Here is a 22,549-nt window from a genome sequence, read left to right as displayed (position 1 = left end):
CGGACACAGGAGGGACCGCGGATCCGGCGATGATCCGGGGCAGTCCAGGAGCCCGGGAAGAACAGAAGCCCGGGTCCGAGGACCCGGGCTTCATCACTGTCTCAACACAGTGTCGGGGTGACAGGATTTGAACCTGCGACCTCCTCGTCCCGAACGAGGCGCGCTACCAAGCTGCGCCACACCCCGCGGTGTGATCGCCCCGAACCGGAGCGACCAGGAAAGTCTACCGGACGTTCGAGGGTGCTCACGACCATCGAGCGAACACCCGGGCGCGTCGCACCGGTCGGTGCCGGGCTCAGGCGGTCTTCGCGGTCAGGGTCACGACGACGGCTTCCGGGCGGCAGGAGAACCGCACCGGGGCGTAGATGGACGTGCCGATCCCCGCGGAGACCTCGAGCCACGACCAGTGCCCGCGGTGCTGCCACTGGTGCAGACCGCTCACGTAACGGCGGGGGAGGTCCGAGTTCGTGACGAGCGCGCCCACGCCCGGCACCTGCACCTGTCCGCCGTGGGTGTGCCCGGCGAAGACGATGTCCGCACCCTGGTCGACGAAGGCGTCGAGGACCCTGCGGTACGGCGCGTGGGTGATCCCGATCGCGACCGGGGCGGGGCCGTCCTCGTCCTCGGTCCACGGCACGGTGCTGCGCATCTCGTCGACGTTCGTCGGCAGGAGGTCGAGCCGGTCCCAGTCGCGGTGCGCGTCCGAGGTGCCGAAGAGCTCGAACCGCGATCCCCGGAGTTCGATCGCGTGCGCCTGGTCGTTGACGTCGAGCCAGCCGAGCGACTCGAAGAACGCCGTCTGCCGGTCGATGTCGAGGCCGACCGGGCGCCGGTCGGAGTGCGTGCTGCTCGGCCCGGTGAAGTACTTGAAGGGGTTCCGGGGCGAGGGGCCGTAGAAGTCGTTCGACCCGTGCGCGAAGGCACCCGGGATGCCGCGGAAGGGCTCGAGCGCGTACTCGACCGCCGCGTTCGCCGTCTCGTGACCGAGGTTGTCGCCGGTGTTCACCACGAAGTCCGGCTCGACCAGGCTGAGGTCGCGCAGCCACTGCTGCTTGTCGGCCTGCCACGGCGCCATGTGGATGTCGGAGAGGTGCAGGACGGTGACGTCACGCGAGCCCTCGGGAAGCACGGGCACGGTCTCCCAGCGGATGCCGAAGCGGCGACGCTCGACGAGGGAACCCCACGTCGCCGTCGCCGCTCCGACGGCCGCGCCCGCTGCGATGACCCCCAGCGCGGCGCGGCCCCGACTCACCGGCACTCCTTCGGCGCCTTGCCGTCCTGGTCACCGAACAGCTGCAGCGACACGGTGGTGTCCTTGCTCGCGGCCGCGCCGACCTGGGGCCGGACGTTCGCCACGGTGCACTTCTTGCCGTCGTCGCCCTTGGCGTAGCGGTTCGTCGTCGACACCTTCGCGAAGCCGGCCTGCTGCAGGAGTCCGCGCGCCTCGTCGAAGGACTTGCCGGCGACGTCGGGCACGGTCGTCTGCGTGCCGTCCGTCGTGTAGACGGTGACGCTCGAACCCTGCGACAGGAGCGTCCCCGCTCCCGGTGAGGTCGACGAGACGGTGCCGGGAGCGCCCCCACCGGGCTGCGTGCCGCCGTCGACGTAGGTGAAGCCGGCGCCGGCGAGCGTCGCCCGTGCCTCGTCCGCGGTCTTGCCCTTCACGTCGGGGACGTTGAGCGAGTTGCCGCGCAGGGCGGTCTGGGACGGTGCCGGGAACGGGTCCGCCGGGTGCAGCTGGTTGATCGGGATCATCGCCTGCTGCCAGACGTGCGCACGCTGACCGGCGTACGAGCCGTAGCCGGCACCCGAGTAGTAGTGCCGCAGGTTGTTCTTCGCGCCGTCGGTGTTCCCCTGCCAGTAGGCGGTGGCGACCTTCGAGCTCCCGCCGACGAGCCAGATCTGGTCCGCGTCGTCCGTGGTGCCGGTCTTGGCGAAGAGCTGCGTGCCGTCCGGCGTCTGCGCCCCCACGGCGGTGCCGTACTGGATCGTCCCACGCATGGCGAACGCGGCGGTCGCGGCGACGGCCGGGTCGAGCACCTGCTTGCACTGCTTCGTCTGGCCGCCGAGCTTCTTGCCCGTGGCGTCCGTGATCTGGTCGATCGCGATGGGCGCGCAGTAGGTCCCGCCGTTGGCGATGGTCGCGTACGCCGAGGCCATCGTCAGGGGCGCGATGTTGTTCGTGCCGAGGATCGAGGACGGGTACGCGTTCAGCTCCGTCTTCTCGTCGGCGGAGTGCACGCCGAGGTCCTGCGCGGTCTGCCGGATGTCGCAGAGGTCGAGCTTCGCGGCCATCGAGGCGAACGCGGCGTTCACGGAGAGCGCGGTCGCGCGGGCGACCGTGAAGCTGCCGTTCTCACCCGCGGAGTCGTTCTTCGGCGCCCAGGGCGACGTGATCGTCGACCCGCACTGCGTCCACTGCGAGGTGTTGTGCGGCGTGCCGTTGACGCTCTCGTTGAGACCGTGCCCGGCCTTCAGCCAGTCGAGCAGCGTGAAGACCTTGTAGGTCGAGCCGACCTGGAAGCCGATGGACCCGCCGTACTCCTTGTCGACGCTGTAGTTGATCGACGTCGCGGTGGGCGGCGACTGCAGCGACTGGTCGTAGTCCTTGTTCTGGGCCATCGTCAGGATGCGACCGGTCGACGCCTCGACCGAGTTGAGCGCGCTGCCGAGCTGCAGGCGCGACTCGGTCTTCGGGTCGTACGTGTTCAGCAGGTCCTTCTGCTGCCCGTTCAGGTTGATGTCGAGGCTCGTCTGGATGGTGTAGCCACCGTTGCGCCAGGCCTGGTCACGTTCCTTCTGGGTGCCGCCGAGCTGCGACATCTTCTTCACGACCTTCACCGCGTAGTCGCAGAAGAACTGCGCCCCGTTGCCCGCGGCCGACTGGCAGCCCTGGTTCGGCTCGGTGAGGTGGACGTAGTCCTTCGGGTTCGATGCGATCGCCTGGTCGAAGTCGGCCTTGGACAGGTGCTTCTGCGCGTACATCGACTTGAGGATGACGTCGCGGCGGGCCTTGTTGGCCTCGTAGTTCTTCTCCGACGCCAGGTTGCGCGTGTTCGGGGACTGCACGATCGCGAGGATCGACGCGGCCTCGGCCGGCGTGAGGTCGGTCGCCGACTTGTTGAAGTAGTGCTGCGCGGCGGCCTGCACGCCGTACGTCTGGTCGCCGAAGTAGGCGATGTTGAGGTACCCGGTGAGGATCTCCTCGTGCGAGTACTTCTTCGCCAGGCCGATCGCGAGCTTCATCTCCTCGAGCTTGCGGGGGATGGTCTGCTCGACGGCGTCGTTGTACGCCTTCTCGCGCTCCTCCTGCGTGGGGAGCTCGAGGGCCTGCTGCATCTTGATGTTGCGCACGAGCTGCATCGTGAGCGTCGAGCCACCGCCGGACTCGCCGAGCCCGCCGGCGATGCTGCCCACACCGGCGCGCACGAGCGAGGTCATGTCCACGCCACCGTGGTCCCAGAAGCGCTTGTCCTCGCCGTCGATGGCGGCGTTCTTCAGCTGGTCGCTGATCTGGTCGTACTTGAGCTCCTCGCGGTTCTGGTCGTAGACCGTCGCGAGCTTGACCGGCTTGCCGTTGGCGTAGGCGTAGATCTCGTTGCGCTGCGGGAGGTCACCGATCTCGATGTACTCCGGCAGCGACTCGAACACGCCGATCGTCGAGGTGGTCGTGACACCGGCGACGGCGATGGCCGGGGTGACCCCGATCGTGACCAGCAGACCAGCGAGCGCACTGAAACCGACGAAACCGACGAAGGCGCCGATCGCGGAGACGGGCTTGGTCCGCGAGGCAGACTTCTGGGCAGACATAGGATGCAGCCTAAACGACGCCCACGACTGAAAGGCTGGCAAGGAACCGCATGACTCAGTGGGAGTACTTCACCGCTCCGTTGTTCATCCACAACACGGCCGCGATCCTGAACAACTTCGGTTCCGAGGGGTGGGAACTGGTCCAGGTCGTCAGCGGCCCCGAGGGCGGCCTCGTCGCCTACCTGAAGCGCCCGAAGGCCGACGCGTGAGCGTCGCCGACCGGCTCGCGGAGCTCGGCATCGAGCTCCCCGGCGTCGCGGCGCCCGTTGCCGCCTACGTGCCCGCCGTCGCCACCGGGAAGTACGTGTACACGGCCGGCCAGTTGCCCTTCGTCGACGGTGCGCTGCCTGTCACCGGCAAGGTCGGGGCCGGGGTCGACGCGGACACCGCGACCGCCCAGGCCCGGGTCGCCGCCCTGAACGCGCTGGCGGCCGTCGCGTCCGTGGCCGGGTCGCTCGACCGCGTCGCGCGCGTCGTGAAGGTCACGGTCTTCGTCGCGTCCGACCCGTCGTTCACCGGGCAGCCCGGCGTCGCGAACGGGGCATCCACCCTCGTCGGGGAGGTCCTCGGGGATGCCGGCGTCCACGCGCGCAGTGCGGTGGGCGTCGCGGTGCTGCCGCTGGACGCGCCGGTCGAGGTCGAGCTGGTCGTGGAGCTGACCGACTGACGGACCGTCAGCGATCCAGGTCACGTGGGCAGGGCCTCCAGTTCGGACGGACTGGAGGCCCTGCCCACGTTCCGCGCGTCACATGAGTTCCGCGATGGTCGCCATGATCGTCGGGTCGGCGAGCGTGGTCGTGTCGCCGATGCGGCGGCCCTCGGCCGCGTCGCGGAGCAGGCGCCGCATGATCTTGCCGGAGCGGGTCTTCGGCAGCTCCGGGACCACGACCACCTGCCGCGGCTTCGCGATCGCGCCGATCCGCTTGCCGACCCAGTCGCGCAGCTCCTTCGCGACCGCGTCGCGGTCGACGCCCTCCGCCGCCTCGGCGGTCAGGATGACGAACGCGACGACGGCCTGACCGGTGGTCTCGTCGGCCGCGCCGACGACGGCCGCCTCGGCCACGCCCTCGTGACCGACGAGTGCCGACTCGATCTCCGCGGTCGAGAGGCGGTGGCCCGACACGTTCATGACGTCGTCGACGCGTCCCTGCACCCAGATGTCGCCCTGTCCGTCGAGGCGTGCGCCGTCGCCCGCGAAGTAGCGACCGGGGAAGCGGTCCCAGTAGGTCTCGACGAAGCGGTCCGGATCGCCCCAGATGCCACGGGCCATCGACGGCCACGGCTCGGTGACGGTGAGGTAGCCGCTCTCGCCCGGGTCGACGCGGTGGCCCTCCTCGTCGACGATCTCGGCGACGATCCCCGGCAGCGGGGTCTGCGCGGCGCCGGGCTTGAGCTTCGTGACGCCGGGCAGTGCCGAGATCATGATCGCGCCGGTCTCGGTCTGCCACCAGGTGTCGACGATCGGCGTGCGGTCGTGCCCGATGACCTGGCGGTACCACTGCCAGGCCTCGGGGTTGATCGGCTCGCCGACGCTGCCGAGCAGGCGGAGCGACTCGAGGCTGCGGGCCTCGGGGATCTGCCGGCCGGCCTTCATGGCGGCGCGGACGGCGGTCGGCGCGGTGTAGAGGACCGTGACGCCGTAGGAGTCGACGATGTCCCACCAGCGACCGGGCTGCGGCTCGTCGGGCGTGCCCTCGTAGAGCACCTGCGTGACGCCGTTCGCGAGCGGGCCGTAGACGACGTAGGAGTGTCCGGTGATCCACCCGATGTCGGCGGTGCACCAGTAGACGTCCTTCTCCGGGTGCATGTCGAACACGTTCCGGTGCGTGTACGCGGCCTGGGTCAGGTAGCCGCCGGAGGTGTGCACGATGCCCTTCGGCTTCCCGGTCGTGCCCGAGGTGTAGAGGATGAACAGGGGCGTCTCGGCGGGGAACGCCTGCGCCTCGTGCTCGGGAGCGGCCTTCGCCAGTTCGTCGTGCCACCACAGGTCGCGGTCGGTCCAGGCGATGTCGTTGCCGCCGCGCTTGACGACGAGGACGTGCTCGACGGTGTCCGTGCCCGCGCCGGTCAGGGCTTCGTCGACCGCGGGCTTGAGCGGCGAGACCGCTCCGCGTCGCCAGCCGCCGTCGGCGGTGACGACGAGCTTCGCGCCGGCGTCCTCGATACGGGCGCGGAGGCTCTCGGCGCTGAAGCCGCCGAAGACGACGGAGTGCACCGCGCCGATGCGGGCGACGGCGAGCATCGTGACGACGGCCTCGGGCACGAGCGGCATGTAGACGACCACGCGGTCGCCCTGCTCGACGCCGAGGTCGGTCAGCATGTTCGCGGCGCGGTGCACCTCGGCGGTGAGCTCCGCGTAGGTGATGCGGCGGGTGTCGCCGGGGGCGCCCTCGAAGTGGATCGCGACCCGGTCCCCGTTGCCGGCGCGGACGTGGCGGTCCAGGCAGTTCTCGGCGACGTTGAGCTCGCCGTCGTCGAACCACCTGGCGAACGGGGCGTCGGACCAGTCGAGCGTCCGGGTGAACGGTGTCCGCCAGTCCAGCAGGCTGCGTGCCTGGTCGGCCCAGAAGGCCTCGCGGTCGGCGGTGGCGGCCGTGTGCAGGTCCTCGCCGGCGACGGCGTCGGCGACGAAGGCCGCGGTGGGGGCGAAGGTGGGGCCGTCGTCGTGGCGTTCGTCGGCCCGGATCGGTGTGGACATCGGTGTCCTCTCGCGTCGGTGCGGCAGGGGTGCAGTCGGAGACTACCCCTCGGTCGGCGCGCCGCAGCGACCCGGGCGGGCGCCGCTCGGACATCCGGTCGCGGGGGTTGCCGAGCACGGGTGTTCATGGGGTACAGTGGTTCCTGCCGGACTCGTTTCCGGCGGCACCGGGTCGGATTCCCCCCAATCCACCGATGTCAAGGCGGCACCAGTTCCCCCCAACCGGTGCCGCCTCTTCTTTTTGTCCGACGGGTGTCGCGGAGTGCTCCGGGCAGGGTCGCAGCGATCCGCGTGCTGGTGCCGAACCGTGGACAGACCTGTCCACGCGCTCGTTGCAGACGTTGCCCCGAGCGGTCGTGATCGGGACGGTGCGGCGTTCTGCGGACCGGGCCGGGAGACGGTCGCGCGACGTGCTGACGGGGCCGGAGCCGAACGGGGTACGGGATTCCGTCGCGGGGTACAAAACCCGCCGTTGGTGTGGATGGTCGCCGCTACCAACAAGGGTGCGCAGACGGCGGACACCCGAGCACGCCGCCGCCCTACCGTCGTCGCCATGCACCGTCACCGAGCCGAGCTCCCCAGGTCCCGTCGGTCCCCGGACGGCGGGCTCCCGCTCGACCGGGCCGCGGCCGGGTCGTCTCCGCCCGCCGTGCCCGTCCGCCGTCCGCCCGCCGCGCACCTGGCGTCCGTGGTCGACGAGCCGTTCCTGCCGGGCGCACACCGGCTCCCCACCCGGGGCCGCAGGGCGGTGGACGCCGCGGCGTTCGAGGAACTCGCCGCGCTCGTCACGGACGCCGCCACCACGGACGTCCTCGTCGTCGGCGGTCGCGGAACGTGGGTGGACCGGGGGCGCGGCCTCGAGCGCGTCCCACCGGACCTGCCCGAGCGGCGTGTCCGGGCGCTCGCCGCGGAACTCGTGGCCCTCGGCGGACGACACGTCGACGAGACGACACCGTGCGCCGACGTCCGGCACGGCGACGGCGTCCGGGTGCACGTCGTGCTCGCGCCGGTCTCGGTGGGCGGCACCGCACTGTCGGTGCGGCTCCCGTCGCCGGACCGACCGACGCTCGCGTCCCTCGAACGCCGCGGTGCGTTCCGGGCCGTCCCGCGCGCGGTGCTTGAGCGCGCGGTGGCCGAGCGGCGGAACGTGCTCGTCACGGGCGCCACCGGCAGCGGCAAGACGACGGTGCTGGCGGCGATGCTGGCGGCGGTCCCGCACGACGAGCGCATCGTCACCGTCGAGGACGTCGCGGAGCTCCGCGTCGACCACCCGCACGTCGTCGCGCTCGAGGCGCGGCAGGCGAACGCGGAGGGCGTGGGCGCGATCGGGCTCGACCGGCTGGTGCGGGAGGCGCTGCGCATGCGGCCGGACCGGCTCGTGGTGGGCGAGTGCCGGGGCGCGGAGGTGCGGGAACTGCTGTCCGCCCTCAACACCGGGCACGACGGCGGTGCGGGGACGCTGCACGCCAACGGCCTGCAGGACGTCGCGGCCCGGCTCGAGGCCCTCGGTGCACTCGCCGGGCTCGGGCCGGAGGCGCTCGCCCGGCAGGTGGTGAGCGCGGTGGACCTCGTCGTGCACCTCGAACGCTCGGGGTCGAGGCGGGGTCTCGCCGCGGTGGGCTCCTGCGTGGTCGACGGCGACGCTCGGCTCGCCGTACGTCCGGTCCGGGGCGTCGGCCGGGTGTGACCGGCCGGCCGGCTGCGCGTCGCGGTCCTCCTGGTCGGGTCCCGGGCACCGACGACGCGTCGGCGGCCGCGCGGGTCCTCGACCGCGTCGCCGTGCTCGTCGCCGCGGGGGTCCCGGCACCCCGCGCCTGGGCACTCGTCGGGGGCCGTCCGGCGTCCGCGGATCCGGCGTGGCGGGACGTGCGGGTCGTCCTCGACGTCGCGGCCCGGAGCGGGGCGCCGTCCGCCGAGGCGCTCCGCGCGCTCTCGGCCGCGATGCGCAGGAGCGCCGCGGCGGACCGAGCGGTGCGCGTCGCGCTCGCCGGGCCCCGGACGAGTGCGCGCGTCGTGCTCGCGCTGCCGCTCCTGGGTCTCGGGCTCGGCTGGGCGTGGGACGCCGGCGCGGCCGAGGTCCTGCTGACGCGGCCGGTCGGCTGGGCGTGCTCGGCCCTCGCCGCCGGCCTCGTCGCGGTCGGTCGACGCTGGACACGGCTCCTCGTGCTCCGTACCGTCCCCGAAGGACGGATCCCCGGGATCGAGCTGGACGCGTGGGCGGTGGCGCTGACCGGGGGCGGGTCGTGGCAGACGGCCGAGGAGACCGTGCGTGCGGCGCTCGCCGACGCCGGCCTGCCGACCGAGCCCGGGCCGGAGGTCGCCGCACGGCTGCGGGAGGCGCTCGACCTGGGGCGACGGGCGGGGGTACCGGCGGCGGGACTGCTGCGTGCAGCGGCGGAGGACGTCCGCGACGACGCGGCCGCGGCGGGACTGGCCGGGGCGGAGCGGCTGGCGGTGCGGCTCGTGCTGCCGCTCGGCACCTGCGTGCTGCCGGCGTTCGTCCTGGTCGGGGTCGTGCCCGTCGTGGTCGGGGTCCTGTCCTCCACCGTCGGCGGACTCGGGTGAGGCGTCCACAGACCGACGCATCGACGGGGTGCGGGCCGCCGCGGTGCACGACCGTTGGAGCACGACAGGAGAGAGGGGAACGGGATGACCGACACCAGGGCAGCACGACGGACCGCGACAGGCCGAGGGCGGGAGCGGGAGCGGGAGCGGCGGCGCGTCCGCGTCCGCGCCGGGCGGCGCTGGGAGCGGGCGGTCCGCAGCCGGCTCGCCGGCGACCGCGGATCGGCGACGGCGGAGTACGCCGTGGTCATCCTCGCCGCGGTCGCCTTCGCGGGCGTCCTCGTCGCGGTGATGCGCTCGGGCGAGGTCCAGCAGGTCCTGACCGACCTGGTCCGCGGGGCGCTGGTCCCGTGATCGCCTCCGACCGCGGGCAGGGCGACCGGGGGAGCGTGACCGTCGAGTTCGCGGTCGCGCTGCCCGTCGTCACCCTGGTCCTGGTGTCGCTCGTCGCGGGCGTCGTGCTCGCCGACCGAGCCGGGCGACTCCAGGACACCGCCGGTGCCGCAGCGCGGGCCCTCGGGCGCGGGGACGACGGGGCGGCCGCGACCGCGGTGTCGTCCGGCGCGCCCGGGGCGTCGTCGTCGATCCGCCGCTCGGACGGCCTCGTGTGCGTCGATCTCCGGGCGGCCGCTCCCGGGCCGTTCGCCCTCCTGCCGCTCCGGGCGACCGGCTGTGCCGCGGAGGGCGGGCGGTGACCGCCGGTGCACGAGCACGGCACGACCACGGGACGGCGACCGTCCTGCTCGTCGCCGCCGTGGCCGTCGTCCTCGTCGTGGCCACGGCGGCCCTGGGAGCGGCGCGGATGCGCGTCGGCGACGTCCGGGCACGCACCGCGGCCGACGCCGCTGCGCTCGCCGCGGCGGCGGTGCTGGTCGGTCGGGTCGCGGGGACGCCCTGCGCCACGGCCGGCCGGGTGGCGGCCGCGAACGGCGCGGCGCTCGGCTCCTGCGCCACACGGTCGGCGACCGCCCGCGTGCGGGTCGTCGTCGCCCCGGGACCGTTCGCCGTGAGCGCGGTCGCCGTCGCCGGTCCGGCGACCAGCACGTCCGAACAGGGTGTGTATGGTGTGCACGTCGGCCCCCGGTCACCGTCGTCCCGGTCGACCCGGACTCCGCTGGCGTCCAGGGCCGGCACGCACCATCGATCAAGGAGACACGTGCCAGGCACGAAGAAGCTCGTGATCGTCGAGAGCCCCGCGAAGGCGAAGACGATCGCGCAATACCTCGGTGACGGATACGAGGTCCAGGCGTCCGTCGGACACATCCGTGACCTCGTCGAGCCCAAGAACCTGCCCGCCGAGCTCAAGAAGGGTTCGCTCGGCAAGTTCTCGGTCGACGTCGACAACGGCTTCGAGCCCTACTACGTCGTCTCCGACGCGAAGAAGAAGACGGTCACCGAGCTCAAGCGGGCGCTGAAGGAAGCCGACGAGCTCTTCCTCGCAACCGATGAGGACCGCGAGGGCGAGGCCATCGCGTGGCACCTCCTGCAGGTGCTCAAGCCCAAGGTGCCGGTCAAGCGCATGGTGTTCCACGAGATCACCAAGGAGGCCATCCAGCGCGCGAAGGAGGCCACCCGCGAGCTCGACACCGCGCTGGTCGACGCGCAGGAGACCCGCCGCATCCTCGACCGTCTCTACGGGTACGAGGTCTCGCCGGTGCTCTGGCGCAAGGTCGGCCCCGGACTCTCGGCGGGTCGCGTGCAGTCCGCGGCGACCCGTCTCGTCGTCGACCGGGAGCGCGAGCGGCTCGCCTTCGTCTCCGCGAACTACTGGGACCTGTCCGCCCGTTTCGAGAAGGTCGGCGACACCGCCTTCACCGCGCGGCTCGCCCGCCTGCAGGGCACACGGGTCGCCTCCGGACGCGACTTCGACGACCGCGGTGCGCTCAAGGGTGAGGCCGTCCGTCTCGACGAGGCGTCCGCCGCCGCCCTGACTGCGGTGCTCGAGGGCGCCGGCGACGCGGTCGTGCGGAGCGTCGAGTCGAAGCCGTACACGCGTCGACCCGCCGCGCCCTTCACGACGTCGACGCTGCAGCAGGAGGCCGCGCGCAAGCTCCGGTTCTCCGCGCGCCAGACCATGAGCGTGGCCCAGTCGCTCTACGAGAACGGCCACATCACCTACATGCGAACGGACTCGTCGTCCCTGTCGCAGCAGGCCGTCACCGCGGCCCGCAAGCAGGCTTCCGCGCTGTACGGCCCGGAGACGATCCCGGAGAAGCCGCGCAGCTACGCGGGCAAGAGCAAGAACGCGCAGGAGGCGCACGAGGCGATCCGCCCCGCCGGTGACACCTTCCGCACCCCGTCCGAGATGGAGGGCGTGCTGCGCGGCAACGACTGGCGGCTCTACGACCTCATCTGGAAGCGCACGGTCGCCTCGCAGATGGCGGACGCCAAGGGCTCGACCGCGTCGGTCGTGCTCGGCATCACGTCGACGGAGCCGGTCGCCGGCATCGCCGCGACCGCCACCGGCACCGACGCCGAGTTCACGGCGTCCGGCACCGTCATCACCTTCCGCGGGTTCCTCAACGCCTACGAAGAGGGCCGCGACGAGGACCGCCACGGCGGGGACAACGGCGACGCCAAGCTCCCGCAGATGGCCGAGGGCGACCACCTCGGCGTGAGCGACGTCGAGGCGAAGGGGCACGACACGTCGGCGCCGCCGCGCTACACCGAGGCCAGCCTCGTGAAGACGCTCGAGGAGCTCGGGATCGGTCGTCCGTCGACGTACGCGGCGATCATCTCGACGATCATGGACCGCGGGTACGTCACCCAGCGGGGGAGCGCCCTCGTGCCGAACTGGATCGCGTTCAGCGTGGTCCGGTTGCTCGAAGACCACTTCGGCGACCTCGTGCAGTACGACTTCACCGCCGGGATGGAGGAAGACCTCGACCGGATCGCGAGCGGCGACGCCGACCGCATCGACTGGCTCAAGGGGTTCTACTTCGGCGGTGACGACCACCGTGGGCTCCGGACGGTCATCGACAACCTCGGCGAGATCGACGCGCGCGACATCAACTCGGTCGAGCTCGCGCCCGGTCTCACCCTGCGCATCGGCCGCTACGGCCCGTACATCGAGGTCCCGAGCGACGACCCGGAGAAGCCCCGGCGCGTCAACGTGCCCGAGGACCTCGCGCCCGACGAGCTCACCGTCGAGAAGGCGCAGGAGCTCGTCGACGCGCCCGTCGTCGGGGACCGCGTCGTCGGCATCAACCCCGAGACCGGCAAGGAGGTCCTCGCGAAGGACGGCCGCTTCGGCCCCTACGTGACGGAGCGCACCCCGGAGCCGGAGCCGACGGTCGACCCGTCCACCGGCGAGGTCGTCGAGGCTGCCGCCGAGCAGGCTCCGACGTCGACCACGACGAAGGCCGCCTCGAAGACCACGGCGAAGGCCCCCGCGAAGAAGACGACGAAGAAGGCCGCGGCGCCCAAGGAGCGCACCGCGTCCCTGTTCAAGTCGATGGATCCGCAGACGGTGGACCTGGAGACCGCGCTCAAGCTCCTCGACCTGCCCCGCGTCGTCGGGAAGGACCCGGAGTCCGGCGAGGACATCACGGCGCAGAACGGTCGCTACGGCCCGTACATCAAGAAGGGCACCGACACCCGGACGCTGCCGAGCGAGGACGCGATCTTCGACGTCGACCTCCCCGGCGCGATCGAGCTGTTCGCGCAGCCGAAGTACGGTGCGAAGCGGACCGCGAGTGCCGCGCTCAAGGAGTTCGACGCCGACCCGGTGTCCGGCAAGCCGATCAAGATGAAGGACGGCCGCTTCGGTCCGTACGTCACCGACGGCGAGACGAACGCGACCATCCCGCGCGGCGAGGACATCGAGACGGTCGACCACGCGCGCGCCGTGCAGCTCATCGCCGACAAGCGCGCCAAGGGTCCGGTGAAGAAGAAGGCCCCGGCCCGCAAGGCGCCGGCCAAGAAGAAGTGACCGGACGGTTCATCACCCTCGAGGGCGGTGACGGCGCGGGCAAGACCACCCAGGCCGCACTGCTCACCGACTGGCTCGAGGCCAGCGGTCGGACGGTCGTGCGGACGCGTGAGCCCGGGGGCACGGACCTCGGGCAGCGCATCCGCGAGATGGTGCTGCACGAGCGGGGCCACGTCGCCCCGCGTGCGGAGGCCCTGCTCTACGCGGCCGACCGTGCCCACCACGTGGAGACGGTCGTCCGGCCGGCCCTCGAGCGCGGCGAGGTCGTGCTGCAGGACCGCTACATCGACTCCTCCGTGGCCTACCAGGGCGTCGCGAGGGGCCTCGGGGCCGACCGCATCCGATCGGTGTCGGAGTGGGCCGCCGACGGCCTCGCGCCTGACCTGACCGTGCTGCTCGACCTCGACGTCACGGTCGGCCGCGCCCGTGTGGCCGCGGCGCGGGGCGACACCTTCGACCGGCTCGAGTCCGAGGCCGCCGCCTTCCACGAGACCGTCCGCGGCGCGTTCCTCGACGCGGCCGCCGCGGAACCGGCCCGGTTCCTGGTCGTCGACGCGTCGGCTCCTGCCGAGGACGTCCAACGCGCCGTGCGCACCGCCGTCGGCGCGCTCGTCGGGATCCCGGCCCCGGACCCGAGCGCATCGTGACGACCGCCCGCGTGACGGAGGCTGCTGCGAGGATGACCCCGTGAGCGTGTGGGACGGCCTGACCGGGCAGGACGAGGCGGTCGCCGCGCTGCGCAGCGCGGCCGAGGGCCCCGAGGCCACGGGTGGGATGACCCACTCGTGGCTCATCACCGGCCCGCCCGGGTCCGGTCGGTCCAACGTCGCGGCGGCGTTCGCGGCCGCGCTGGTCGGCTCGGGCGCCGACGACGACCACACCCTGCAGCAGATCGCGGCACGGACCCACCCGGACGTCTCCGTGCTGACCACGCAACGCGTGATCATCACCATCGACGAGATCCGGCACCTCGTCACGTCGTCGCACTACTCGCCGTCGGTCGGTCGCTACCGCGTCGTCATCATCGAGGACGCCGACCGCATGACCGAGCGCACCTCGAACCTGCTGCTCAAGGCGCTCGAGGAACCGCCGGAGCGCACGGTCTGGATCCTCTGCGCCCCGAGCGAGGCGGACCTGCTGCCCACGATCCGGTCGCGGGTCCGTTCGGTGCGCCTGCGCGTGCCGGACGTGGCGTCCGTCGCGGACCTCATCGTCGCCCGCACCGGGGTGGACCGGGACCTCGCCACCGACGCCGCCCGGCAGGCCCAGAGCCACATCGGCATGGCACAACGCCTGGCGACGAGCGAGGACGCCCGTGGCCGCCGTCGACGGACGCTCGAGACGGTGCTCGGCATCCGCTCGGTGGGCGACGCGGTGATGGCCGCTGCGGACCTGCTCGCCGTGGCCGACGAGGACGCCAAGGCGATCACCGTGGAACGGGACAGCGAGGAACGCGACGCCGCACTCCGCTCACTCGGAGTGGCACCGGGCGGGACCGTGCCGCCCGCGCTGCGGTCGCAGCTCCGCGCACTCGAGGAGGACCAGAAGCGCCGGGCGACCCGGAGCCTCCGCGACGGCCTCGACCGCATCCTCGTCGACGTGTCCTCGCTGTACCGCGACCTGCTCCTGCTCGGTCTCGGCGCGCCGGCCGAACCCGTGAACCTCGCGATGCGCGACCAGCTCGACCGCGCGCTCGAGGTCGTCCCGCCCGCCGCTGCCCTCGAGGTGCTCGACGCCGTCGCCCTGGCACGGCAGCGGATCGCGGCGAACGTCGCCGCTCTGCTGGCACTCGAGGCGCTGCTCGTCACGATCGCCCGCGCGACCCGCTGACGGACGGATCGCCCCGTCGCCCGACGGGGGCACCGACGGACGCAGGCGTCCCCGACGGGCCGACCACGCGCCTCCCGGCCGACCCGCCGCTGTCGTCCGACCCCGGCGGGTCGGTCTCCACCGTCCGAACCCGGCAGCCTGCGCACACCCGCAGCCGGCTGCTGCACCGGCCGTGAGAAGATCGCGCCATGCCCGACGCTGCACCCGGCCTGCGTGAACGCAAGCGCCGCGCCACCCGTCTCGCGATCCAGCAGGCGGCTCTCCGGATCGCGATCGAGTCCGGCTGGCCGGCGGTCACCGTGGACGAGATCGCCCGCCGGGTGGACGTCTCGCCGCGCACCTTCTTCAACTACTTCCCGAGCAAGGAGCAGGCGCTGCTCGGCGACGACCCGACGCTGCCCGCGGGGCCGGCGCTCGACGCCTTCCGGGCGGGGGGACCGACCGGGGAGCTGCTGTCCGACCTCGGGGTGTTGCTCGTGCACGCGGCCGAGGAGCTCGTCGACGACCGCGAGCTGCTCGCCGAGCGCCAGCAGGTGCTCCGTGCCGCGCCCGAGCTGTTCAGCAGGCGGATGGCATCGATGAAGGAGTTCCAGGCGCAGATCGAGGACGCCGTCACCGAACGACTCACGGCGACCGGGGCGGACGTCGACGAGGCACCGGAGGTGCTCCGGAGGCGGGCACGCCTGGCGTCGGTGGTCGCGCTCGCGGCGCTCCGGCACGCCTGGTGGGAGTGGTCCGACGGCGGCTCCGAGACGCTCCTCGTGGACGAGCTGCAGCGCTCCTTCGACGAGCTCGGCGCGCTCGTTTCGCGTTCGCTCGTCTGAACCTGTATAGTCGTTACCCGTGCCGCTCCGGGAACGGAGCGTCCGCCGCCTTAGCTCAGTCGGCAGAGCGATTCACTCGTAATGAATAGGTCGTCGGTTCGATTCCGACAGGCGGCTCACAACCGGAACCCCCGGTCGGACGATGTCCGACCGGGGGTTCCGTCGTTTCGACCCGTCAGGCCGACCCTTCAGGCCGACCCGTCCGGCGCACACGGGAGCCCTGCGCCGGGCCCCTGCCGGACCGAGGCGTCCGGCAGGGGCACGGGTGGTCACGGCAGGTAGTAGGTGGGGTTCGGCAGCTTGACGCTCCGGTCCGCCGACCCACCGATGAGGTCGCTGTACTGGTCGCCGAAGTTCGCGACGACGTCGTACCGACCGCCGGCACGAGACTCGATGTGCGCCCGGGTCTGCGCCTTGTACTCGATGGTGGTGCACTTCGCCGCGGCGCACGTGACGTACGACGGCTGCTGCGAGGCGCCGACACCGGTCCACTTCGTGTAGTACGTCTCGGTGCCGCGCTTCGTGGCGCTGAACTGCGGGTAGCCGACCTTGTTCAGGTCGGCGATGGTCGCCTCCTCCTGGCCGTCGTTGCGGCCGGTGAGCCCGATGATCGTGCAGCCGGAGCGCTCGGCCACGGACACGAGCGAGGTCATCGACGGGGTGGCCGGGAAGCGCTCGTCCTGCACCCACTCGTCCTGCAGCGCGGGGTCGAAGACGAAGTGCATGTCCGCGACCTCCATGTCGTAGGTCCAGAGCGTCGTGTCGTCGGCGTCGAGCACGATCGCGGGGTTGCGGTGCTGACGGCTCGCGACGGAGCACTGGGCGGCGACGACGGGCGCCTGTCGCGCGACGATCGAGCGCATCTCGCGGATGTAGGGCGAGTCGGTCTTGTCCGCGATCCCGGTGCCGGGGTCGCCGTAGTACGTCGCGATGGTCTTCTTGACCGAGTCGATGTTCGGGATGCCCTCACCGCCCTGCGTCGCGCCGGACGAGCCGTCCGCCGCCATGGTGAACCGCGTGCGCGGGGTCAGCCGTGGCTCGGACACGCCGGGGAGGTCGGCGGAGGGGAGGAAGTAGGTGGGGTTCGGCAGCTTCAGGGAGCGGTCCGCGTACCCGCCCTGCAGGTCGCTCCACTGGTCGCCGACGTTCAGCGTGATGTCGTAGCCGAGGTCCTGTTCGATGTGCTTGCGCGTCAGGGCCTTGTACTCGGCCGTCGTGCACTTCGCGGTGGCGCACGTGATGTACGACGGCTGCTGCGAGGCGCCGACGCCGGTCCACTTCGTGAAGAACCGGTCCGGGGCGAACGCGGTGTAGCCGACCTTGGTCAGGTTCTGCACGGTGGCGGTCTTCTGGTCGTCGTTGCGACCGGTGAGCCCGAAGACGGTGAACCCCATCGCCTGGGCACGGTTCACGAAGCCGACCATCGAGGGCGTGGCGGCGAAGCGTTCGTCCTGCACCCACTCGTCCTGGCGGGCGGGGTCGAAGACGAAGTGCATGTCCGCGACCTCAATGTCGTACGTCCAGAGCGTCGTGTCGTCGGCGTCGAGCACGATGGCCGGACGCTGCCCGTGCCGGACGGCGGTGTCGTGCATGCGGCGGAGCTGGCGCGTCTCACGGTCGACGATCGAGCGCATCTCGCGGATGTAGGGCGAGTCGGTCTCGTCCGCGATCCCGGTGCCGGGGTCGCCGTAGTACGTCGCGATGGTCTTCTTCACCGAGTCGATGTTCGGGATGCCATCACCGCCCTGCGTCGCGCCGGAGGAGCCGTCGGCAGCCATCGTGAACTGCGTGCGGGGCGTGAGAGCGGTGTCGTGCCCGTGGTCGTGCCCGGGCGGACCCCAGCCGTGGGCTGCGGCGGGGCCGGCGCCGACGAGCGTCGTCGTGAGCAGGACGGCCGCGCTCGTGGCGACGGCGGTGAGGACTGATCGGCGCATGGAGACGGGATCACCTTCGAGTCGGGGAACGCCCCCGGTCGGGGGACACGAGCACGCTAACTGGCCGTGCGCCGAGCGGTCCATGTGGGTCCGCACGGGAAGCGAGTACTGCCCGGGAAGCGGTCCCGCGGACGGCGCGGGGCCGACCGCTGGTAGACAGGGGCCATGACGGTTCGCTGGGGAGTCATCGGCACGGGCGGCATCGCCCGCTCCTTCGTGGTGGACTGCACCGCCGCGGGGATCGAGTTCGTCGCGGTGGGCAGCCGCACGCGTGCGAGCGCCGAGGCCTTCGCCGCCGAGCACGGCATCGCCCGCGCCCACGGTTCCTACGAGGACCTGGTGGCCGACGAGGGGGTCGACGCGGTCTACGTCGCCACGCCCCACTCGCGGCACGCCGAGGACGCCCTCCTCGCGATCGCCGCGGGCAAGCACGTGCTCGTCGAGAAGGCGTTCACGATCACCGCAGCCGAGGCCCGCCGGGTCGTCGACGCGGCGCGTCGCGCCGACGTCGCCGTCATGGAGGCGATGTGGACCCGGTTCCTCCCGCAGATGCGGATGATCCGCGAGCTGATCGCCGAGGGGCGGATCGGCCGACCGCGACTCGTCGAGGCGTCGCACCACCAGGCCCTGCCGAGCGACCCCCACCACCGCCTCAACGACCCCGCGCTGGGCGGCGGCGCGATGCTCGACCTCGGCGTCTACCCGATCTCGTTCGCGGTCGACGTCCTCGGAGTTCCGACGGCCGTGACCGCCGCGGGCACGCTGAGCGACCAGGGCGTCGACACGCAGGTGGGTCTCGTGCTCACGCACGAGGGCGGTGCGCAGTCGACGGTGCACTTCGCCCTCGACCTCCGGAGCCCGAACACCGCCTCGGTGATCGGCGAGGACGGCCGCATCGACCTCGACGACACCTGGTACACCCCGACGACCTGGCGACTGCGGGACCGGGACGGCGCGGTCGTCGAGGAGTACGACTCCCGCGAGCAGCTCGCCGGGTACGCGCACGAGGCCCGCGCGTTCGAGGAGATGATCACCTCGGGCACGCACGAGGGCGGCCCGATGGACCCCGAGGAGACGGTGGCCGTCATGGCGGTGATGGACGAGGCCCGACGCCAGGTCGGCGTCCGCTACGCGGCCGACGACGAGGACGGTCCGGCTCCCGCCTCCGTCGCCTGACCCCCGGTCGCGGATCGTGTCTGGAGGCCCGTGGCCGGGTTCCGTAGGATCGTTCGCGATGTCCGACCAGCAGCCCTCGTCGAAGTCCCTCCCGACGCGCCTCCGCGACGCGGCCGCCGCCGTGCGCCGTTCGGCGGCCCGACGTCCCGTGCCGTGGATCGCGGGCGGCCTGGCCGGCGTCCTGGTGCTCGGCTCCGGCGGGGCCGTCGCGGTCGCCGCCGCGACCATGCCGTCGCGCCCGGCCGCGGCGCCGACCGTCGACGCGAGCGCGTCCTCCGCCCCGGCGACGCCGCGTGCGTCGCGGACCCCGAGCGCGACGCCGACCCCGGACGCCCGGGCCGTCCCCGCCGACCCCGCGGGTCCGTCGGCACTCCGCACGTGCACGATCGACTCCGCCGCGTCCGCCGCGGGTCTCGGCGACTTCGAGGGCTTCGTGATGGACGCGGCGACCGGCGAGACACTGTTCTCGAGGAAGGGCACGGAGGCCGCCCAGACCGGCAGCGTCATGAAGACGCTCACGAGCGCCACCGCGCTGGCCGTGCTGGGCGGTGACCACCGCATCCCGACCACCGTGACGAAGGAGGCGGACGGCACGATCGCCCTGGTCGGGCACGGCGACGCGACGCTGTCGGCCGGCAACGGCACCGTCTACCCGGGCGCCCCGACCCTGGCGCAGCTCGCCCAGCAGGTGAAGGCGGCGCTCGGCGACGCCCCCGTCACGACGATCGTCGCGGACGACAGCTACTGGGACGACGCCGACGCGTGGGACCCGACCTGGCCGGAGACCGAGCGGACGATCGGCTACCAGCCGCGGGTCACCGCGCTGATGGTCGACGGCGACCGTGCGAACCCCGCCGCGGCCACGTCGCCGCGCTCCACCGACCCGGTCGGCCGCGCCGGTGCGGCGTTCCGGACCGCGCTGGCGGCCGCCGGGGTCGTCGGTGCCGGGAACGCGCAGGTCGTCCACCGTGCGACGACGAGCTCGGACACGATCGCGTCGGTGTCGTCGCAGCCCGTCTCGACGCTGATCGGGCAGATGATCCCGAACTCCGACAACACCCTCGCGGAGATGCTCGCCCGGGTCTCGTCGCGGGAGTCCGGCGCGGGCGGTTCCGCTGCGTCCCTGACCGGGGTGTACCAGCGGGCCCTGGCGGGCTACGGGCTCGACCCGGCCGGCATCGTGATCCGGGACGGCTCGGGGGAGAGCGCGTCGAACGCGGTGTCGCCGGCGTTCGTCGCCCACCTCATGGTGCAGGTCGCCGCGGGCGCGAAGGGCCTCGGGGTGCTCGCCGAGTCGCTGCCGGTCGCGGGGGTGTCCGGCACGCTGTCGAGCCGCTTCACGGGCGCGAACGCGGTCGCCCGCGGCAAGGTGCACGCGAAGACGGGCTGGATCGACAGCGCGAACACGCTGGGCGGGTACATCGACGCCGCGGACGGCACCCGGCTGACCTTCGCCTTCTACGCCATCGGTTCGTCGCGAGCGGCCGCCCTGCCGGCGCTCGACGCCGTGACCGCGGCGACGTACTCCTGCGGCGGCAGCCTGACCTCGTCCTGAGCCTCACCGCGCCCGGAGGCTCGGGGTGCAGGATGGGGACATGGCCAGGGCACTGCTCGTCGTCGACGTCCAGAACGACTTCACGGAGGGCGGTGCACTCGGTGTCGACGGGGGCGCTGCCGTCGCGGAGCGCATCACCGTCTACCTCCGCCGCCACGCCGACGAGTACGACCTGATCGTCGCCTCGCGGGACTGGCACCACGGGGACGACGACAACGGCGGACACTTCGCCGGCCCCGAGGGACCCGACTACGTCGACACGTGGCCGGTGCACTGCGTCGGCGGCACGCCCGGGGCGGACTACCACCCCGACCTCGACACGAGCGTCGTCGACGTCCACGTGTTCAAGGGCCGTGGGCGTCCCGACTACTCGGCGTTCCAGGCGTCCACGGAGGACGGCACGACCCTGCCGGACCTGCTCGCGGACCGACGCGTGACCACGGTCGACGTCGTCGGGATCGCCACGGACCACTGCGTCCGGGCGTCGGCGCTCGACGCGCGTGCGGCCGGCTTCGACGTCGCGGTGTACGAGGACCTCGTGGCGGGCGTCGACCCCGAGCGGAGCGCGCGTGCCCTGGCCGAGATCAGCGCGGCCGGCGGACACGTCGACCGCAGCGACACGGACGAGGGGCTCGCGAGCCCCGGAGGAGCAGTACTGTGACCAGCACCACCAGCACCACCAGCACCACCAGCACCACCAGCACCACCAGCACCACCAGCACCACCAGCACCACCACGACCGTCCGCGACGAGCACGTCTCGGTCGCCGACGTCCCCACCGGCCTGTACATCGGCGGCTCGTGGCGCCCCGCGAGCGGCGGCGCGACATTCCCCGTCCGTGACCCGAGCACCGGCGCGGTCCTCGCCGAGGTCGCCGACGCGACGCCCGAGGACGGCATCGCCGCCCTCGACGCCGCCGTGGCCGCGCAGGAGGGCTGGGCCTCGACCGCGCCGCGGACGCGCTCGGACGTCCTGCGCCGTGCCTTCGACCTGGTCCACGAGCACGAGGACGACCTCGCCGCCCTGATGACGCTCGAGATGGGCAAGCCGCTCGCGGAGTCGCGGGGCGAGGTCGTGTACGGCGGCGAGTTCCTCCGGTGGTTCTCCGAGGAGGCCGTCCGCATCCACGGCGACTACCGCACGAACCCCGAGGGGACGGGCCGCGGCATCGTCCTCCGCCGTCCGGTCGGACCGGTCTACGCGATCACGCCGTGGAACTTCCCGCTCGCGATGGCCACCCGGAAGATCGGGCCCGCGCTCGCCGCCGGCTGCACGGTCGTGCTGAAGCCCGCCGACCTGACCCCGCTGACGACGCTCTTCCTGGTCGAGCTGTTCCGGCGGGCGGGTCTGCCGGACGGCGTGCTCAACGTGGTGCCGTCGCGCGACGCGAAGGCACTGTCCGAGCCGATCATCGCCGACCGCCGGCTCCGCAAGCTCACCTTCACGGGGTCGACCCCGGTCGGGTCGGCCCTCCTCAAGCAGGCGGCCGACAACGTGCTGAAGACGAGCATGGAGCTCGGCGGCAACGCCCCGCTGCTCGTGTTCGACGACGCCGACCTCGACGAGGCGGTCGCCGCCGCGATGCAGGCGAAGTTCCGCAACGTGGGCGAGGCCTGCACGGCCGCCAACCGCTTCTTCGTGCAGGAGGGCATCGCCGACGCGTTCACCGCGGCCCTCACCGCGAAGGTCGAGGAGCTCCGGGTCGGCCGGGGTACCGAGGACGGCACGACGCTCGGCCCGCTCATCGACGACCGTGCGGTGGACAAGGCCGCTGGGCTCGTCGACGACGCGGTGGAGCGGGGCGCGACCCTCGTGACCGGTGGGCAGCGCGTCGACCGCCCGGGCACGTTCTACGCGCCGACCGTGCTCGACGAGGTGCAGCCCGGGTCGGACATCCTCACCACGGAGATCTTCGGACCGGTCGTGTCGATCACGCGCTTCACGACCGAGGAGGAGGGCATCCGGCTCGCGAACGACACCGAGTACGGGCTCGTCGCCTACGCCTTCACGACGGACTTCCGGCGGGGCCAGCGGCTCGCCGAACGCCTCGAGACGGGCATGCTCGGCCTGAACACGGGCGTCGTGTCGAACGCCGCGTTCCCGTTCGGCGGCGTGAAGTCGTCGGGCCTCGGTCGCGAGGGCTCGCACGAGGGCATCGAGGAGTACCTGGAGTCGGTCTACGTCCTGACCCCGGACCCCTTCGCCGCCTGACCCGCAGGGCCGGGG

General features: G+C 72.5%; 18 protein-coding genes and 2 tRNA genes. 15 read left to right on the top strand and 5 right to left on the bottom strand.

All coding sequences use genetic code 11. From position 1 onward, the window contains the following. Positions 1 to 112: 112 nt before the first annotated feature. The 3 genes from AB0N84_RS04395 to AB0N84_RS04385 form a co-directional block, all read right to left on the bottom strand. A tRNA-Pro gene (locus AB0N84_RS04395) sits at positions 113 to 186 on the bottom strand. Positions 187 to 295: 109 nt separating this feature from the next. After that, on the bottom strand, positions 296 to 1,252 hold the full coding sequence (locus AB0N84_RS04390) for a metallophosphoesterase (protein ID WP_363543995.1): 957 nt from the start codon (positions 1,250 to 1,252) through the stop codon (positions 296 to 298). Beyond that, positions 1,249 to 3,810 (bottom strand): transglycosylase domain-containing protein, encoded by a 2,562-nt coding sequence (locus AB0N84_RS04385; RefSeq protein WP_363543992.1) that lies wholly within the window; start codon positions 3,808 to 3,810, stop codon positions 1,249 to 1,251. Before AB0N84_RS04385 ends, AB0N84_RS04390 begins: the two co-directional genes overlap by 4 nt. A gap of 50 nt (positions 3,811 to 3,860) precedes the next feature. Between AB0N84_RS04385 and AB0N84_RS04380 the strand changes: the two genes are divergently transcribed. Beyond that, positions 3,861 to 4,019 (top strand): hypothetical protein, encoded by a 159-nt coding sequence (locus AB0N84_RS04380; RefSeq protein ID WP_182046010.1) that lies wholly within the window; start codon positions 3,861 to 3,863, stop codon positions 4,017 to 4,019. Next, the gene (locus AB0N84_RS04375) at positions 4,016 to 4,477 is read left to right on the top strand and encodes a RidA family protein (protein ID WP_363543988.1); all 462 of its coding nucleotides are present in this window, start codon (positions 4,016 to 4,018) and stop codon (positions 4,475 to 4,477) included. The genes AB0N84_RS04380 and AB0N84_RS04375 overlap by 4 nt, the downstream gene beginning before the upstream one ends. A gap of 78 nt (positions 4,478 to 4,555) precedes the next feature. Here AB0N84_RS04375 and acs read toward each other — a convergent pair whose 3' ends face one another. Beyond that, positions 4,556 to 6,508 (bottom strand): acetate--CoA ligase, encoded by a 1,953-nt coding sequence (gene acs / locus AB0N84_RS04370; protein WP_289457448.1) that lies wholly within the window; start codon positions 6,506 to 6,508, stop codon positions 4,556 to 4,558. Between the two features lie 553 nt (positions 6,509 to 7,061). Here acs and AB0N84_RS04365 point away from each other — a divergent pair. From AB0N84_RS04365 to AB0N84_RS04325, 9 genes are all read left to right on the top strand, one after another. Then, entirely contained in the window at positions 7,062 to 8,195 is a 1,134-nt protein-coding gene (locus tag AB0N84_RS04365; RefSeq protein WP_289457449.1) for an ATPase, T2SS/T4P/T4SS family, read from the top strand. Positions 8,196 to 8,287: 92 nt separating this feature from the next. Then, positions 8,288 to 9,073 carry a hypothetical protein gene (locus tag AB0N84_RS04360; protein ID WP_363543985.1) on the top strand — a complete coding sequence of 262 codons (786 nt, stop codon included), beginning with the start codon at positions 8,288 to 8,290 and terminating at the stop codon, positions 9,071 to 9,073. A gap of 84 nt (positions 9,074 to 9,157) precedes the next feature. Beyond that, positions 9,158 to 9,427, top strand: a complete 270-nt coding sequence (locus AB0N84_RS04355) for a DUF4244 domain-containing protein (RefSeq protein WP_259346083.1) — start codon at positions 9,158 to 9,160, stop codon at positions 9,425 to 9,427. Further along, positions 9,424 to 9,768, top strand: a complete 345-nt coding sequence (locus AB0N84_RS04350) for a TadE family type IV pilus minor pilin (protein ID WP_182046015.1) — start codon at positions 9,424 to 9,426, stop codon at positions 9,766 to 9,768. The genes AB0N84_RS04355 and AB0N84_RS04350 overlap by 4 nt, the downstream gene beginning before the upstream one ends. Before the next feature lie 461 nt (positions 9,769 to 10,229). Beyond that, a complete protein-coding gene (gene topA / locus AB0N84_RS04345) occupies positions 10,230 to 13,004 on the top strand; it encodes a type I DNA topoisomerase (protein WP_182046030.1) in 2,775 nt (924 codons plus the stop codon). After that, positions 13,001 to 13,651 (top strand): dTMP kinase, encoded by a 651-nt coding sequence (tmk, locus tag AB0N84_RS04340; RefSeq protein WP_289457451.1) that lies wholly within the window; start codon positions 13,001 to 13,003, stop codon positions 13,649 to 13,651. The genes topA and tmk overlap by 4 nt, the downstream gene beginning before the upstream one ends. Before the next feature lie 40 nt (positions 13,652 to 13,691). Next, the gene (locus AB0N84_RS04335) at positions 13,692 to 14,834 is read left to right on the top strand and encodes a DNA polymerase III subunit delta' (protein ID WP_289457452.1); all 1,143 of its coding nucleotides are present in this window, start codon (positions 13,692 to 13,694) and stop codon (positions 14,832 to 14,834) included. Positions 14,835 to 15,022: 188 nt separating this feature from the next. Continuing rightward, complete coding sequence (locus tag AB0N84_RS04330; RefSeq protein WP_182046018.1) at positions 15,023 to 15,658, top strand: TetR/AcrR family transcriptional regulator; 636 nt, start codon at positions 15,023 to 15,025, stop codon at positions 15,656 to 15,658. A gap of 44 nt (positions 15,659 to 15,702) precedes the next feature. Further along, positions 15,703 to 15,775, top strand: a tRNA-Thr gene (locus AB0N84_RS04325). Between the two features lie 152 nt (positions 15,776 to 15,927). On the opposite strand, the gene AB0N84_RS04320 is transcribed toward AB0N84_RS04325, so the two are convergent. Further along, positions 15,928 to 17,592, bottom strand: coding sequence for an HAD family acid phosphatase (locus AB0N84_RS04320; protein ID WP_363543980.1), 1,665 nt, complete (start codon positions 17,590 to 17,592; stop codon positions 15,928 to 15,930). A 165-nt stretch (positions 17,593 to 17,757) separates the two neighbouring features. Between AB0N84_RS04320 and AB0N84_RS04315 the strand changes: the two genes are divergently transcribed. The 4 genes from AB0N84_RS04315 (at position 17,758) to AB0N84_RS04300 (ending at position 22,534) form a co-directional block, all read left to right on the top strand. After that, a complete protein-coding gene (locus tag AB0N84_RS04315; protein WP_363543978.1) occupies positions 17,758 to 18,768 on the top strand; it encodes a Gfo/Idh/MocA family oxidoreductase in 1,011 nt (336 codons plus the stop codon). 58 nt (positions 18,769 to 18,826) lie between these two features. Continuing rightward, the gene (gene dacB, locus AB0N84_RS04310; protein WP_363543975.1) at positions 18,827 to 20,323 is read left to right on the top strand and encodes a D-alanyl-D-alanine carboxypeptidase/D-alanyl-D-alanine-endopeptidase; all 1,497 of its coding nucleotides are present in this window, start codon (positions 18,827 to 18,829) and stop codon (positions 20,321 to 20,323) included. A 40-nt stretch (positions 20,324 to 20,363) separates the two neighbouring features. After that, on the top strand, positions 20,364 to 20,984 hold the full coding sequence (locus AB0N84_RS04305) for an isochorismatase family protein (RefSeq protein ID WP_182046600.1): 621 nt from the start codon (positions 20,364 to 20,366) through the stop codon (positions 20,982 to 20,984). Positions 20,985 to 21,106: 122 nt separating this feature from the next. Beyond that, on the top strand, positions 21,107 to 22,534 hold the full coding sequence (locus tag AB0N84_RS04300) for an NAD-dependent succinate-semialdehyde dehydrogenase (RefSeq protein ID WP_259346144.1): 1,428 nt from the start codon (positions 21,107 to 21,109) through the stop codon (positions 22,532 to 22,534). Positions 22,535 to 22,549 lie beyond the last annotated feature (15 nt).

It is taken from the genome of Curtobacterium sp. NPDC089185 (genome assembly GCF_040685235.1).
GTDB classification, from domain to species: Bacteria; Actinomycetota; Actinomycetes; order Actinomycetales; family Microbacteriaceae; genus Curtobacterium; species Curtobacterium citri.
Note: the sequence above shows the minus strand (reverse complement) of the source record. Positions and strands in the feature narration are given on the sequence as shown.

What these genes read in the sequence shown, in the direction of transcription:
- AB0N84_RS04385 (WP_363543992.1), bottom strand. Translation starts at nt 3,810, where the DNA reads ATGTCTGCCCAGAAGTCTGCCTCGCGGACCAAGCCCGTCTCCGCGATC.
- AB0N84_RS04380 (WP_182046010.1), top strand. Translation starts at nt 3,861, where the DNA reads ATGACTCAGTGGGAGTACTTCACCGCTCCGTTGTTCATCCACAACACG.
- acs (WP_289457448.1), bottom strand. Translation starts at nt 6,508, where the DNA reads ATGTCCACACCGATCCGGGCCGACGAACGCCACGACGACGGCCCCACC.
- AB0N84_RS04365 (WP_289457449.1), top strand. Translation starts at nt 7,062, where the DNA reads ATGCACCGTCACCGAGCCGAGCTCCCCAGGTCCCGTCGGTCCCCGGAC.
- AB0N84_RS04355 (WP_259346083.1), top strand. Translation starts at nt 9,158, where the DNA reads ATGACCGACACCAGGGCAGCACGACGGACCGCGACAGGCCGAGGGCGG.
- AB0N84_RS04330 (WP_182046018.1), top strand. Translation starts at nt 15,023, where the DNA reads ATGCCCGACGCTGCACCCGGCCTGCGTGAACGCAAGCGCCGCGCCACC.
- AB0N84_RS04320 (WP_363543980.1), bottom strand. Translation starts at nt 17,592, where the DNA reads ATGCGCCGATCAGTCCTCACCGCCGTCGCCACGAGCGCGGCCGTCCTG.
- AB0N84_RS04315 (WP_363543978.1), top strand. Translation starts at nt 17,758, where the DNA reads ATGACGGTTCGCTGGGGAGTCATCGGCACGGGCGGCATCGCCCGCTCC.
- dacB (WP_363543975.1), top strand. Translation starts at nt 18,827, where the DNA reads ATGTCCGACCAGCAGCCCTCGTCGAAGTCCCTCCCGACGCGCCTCCGC.
- AB0N84_RS04305 (WP_182046600.1), top strand. Translation starts at nt 20,364, where the DNA reads ATGGCCAGGGCACTGCTCGTCGTCGACGTCCAGAACGACTTCACGGAG.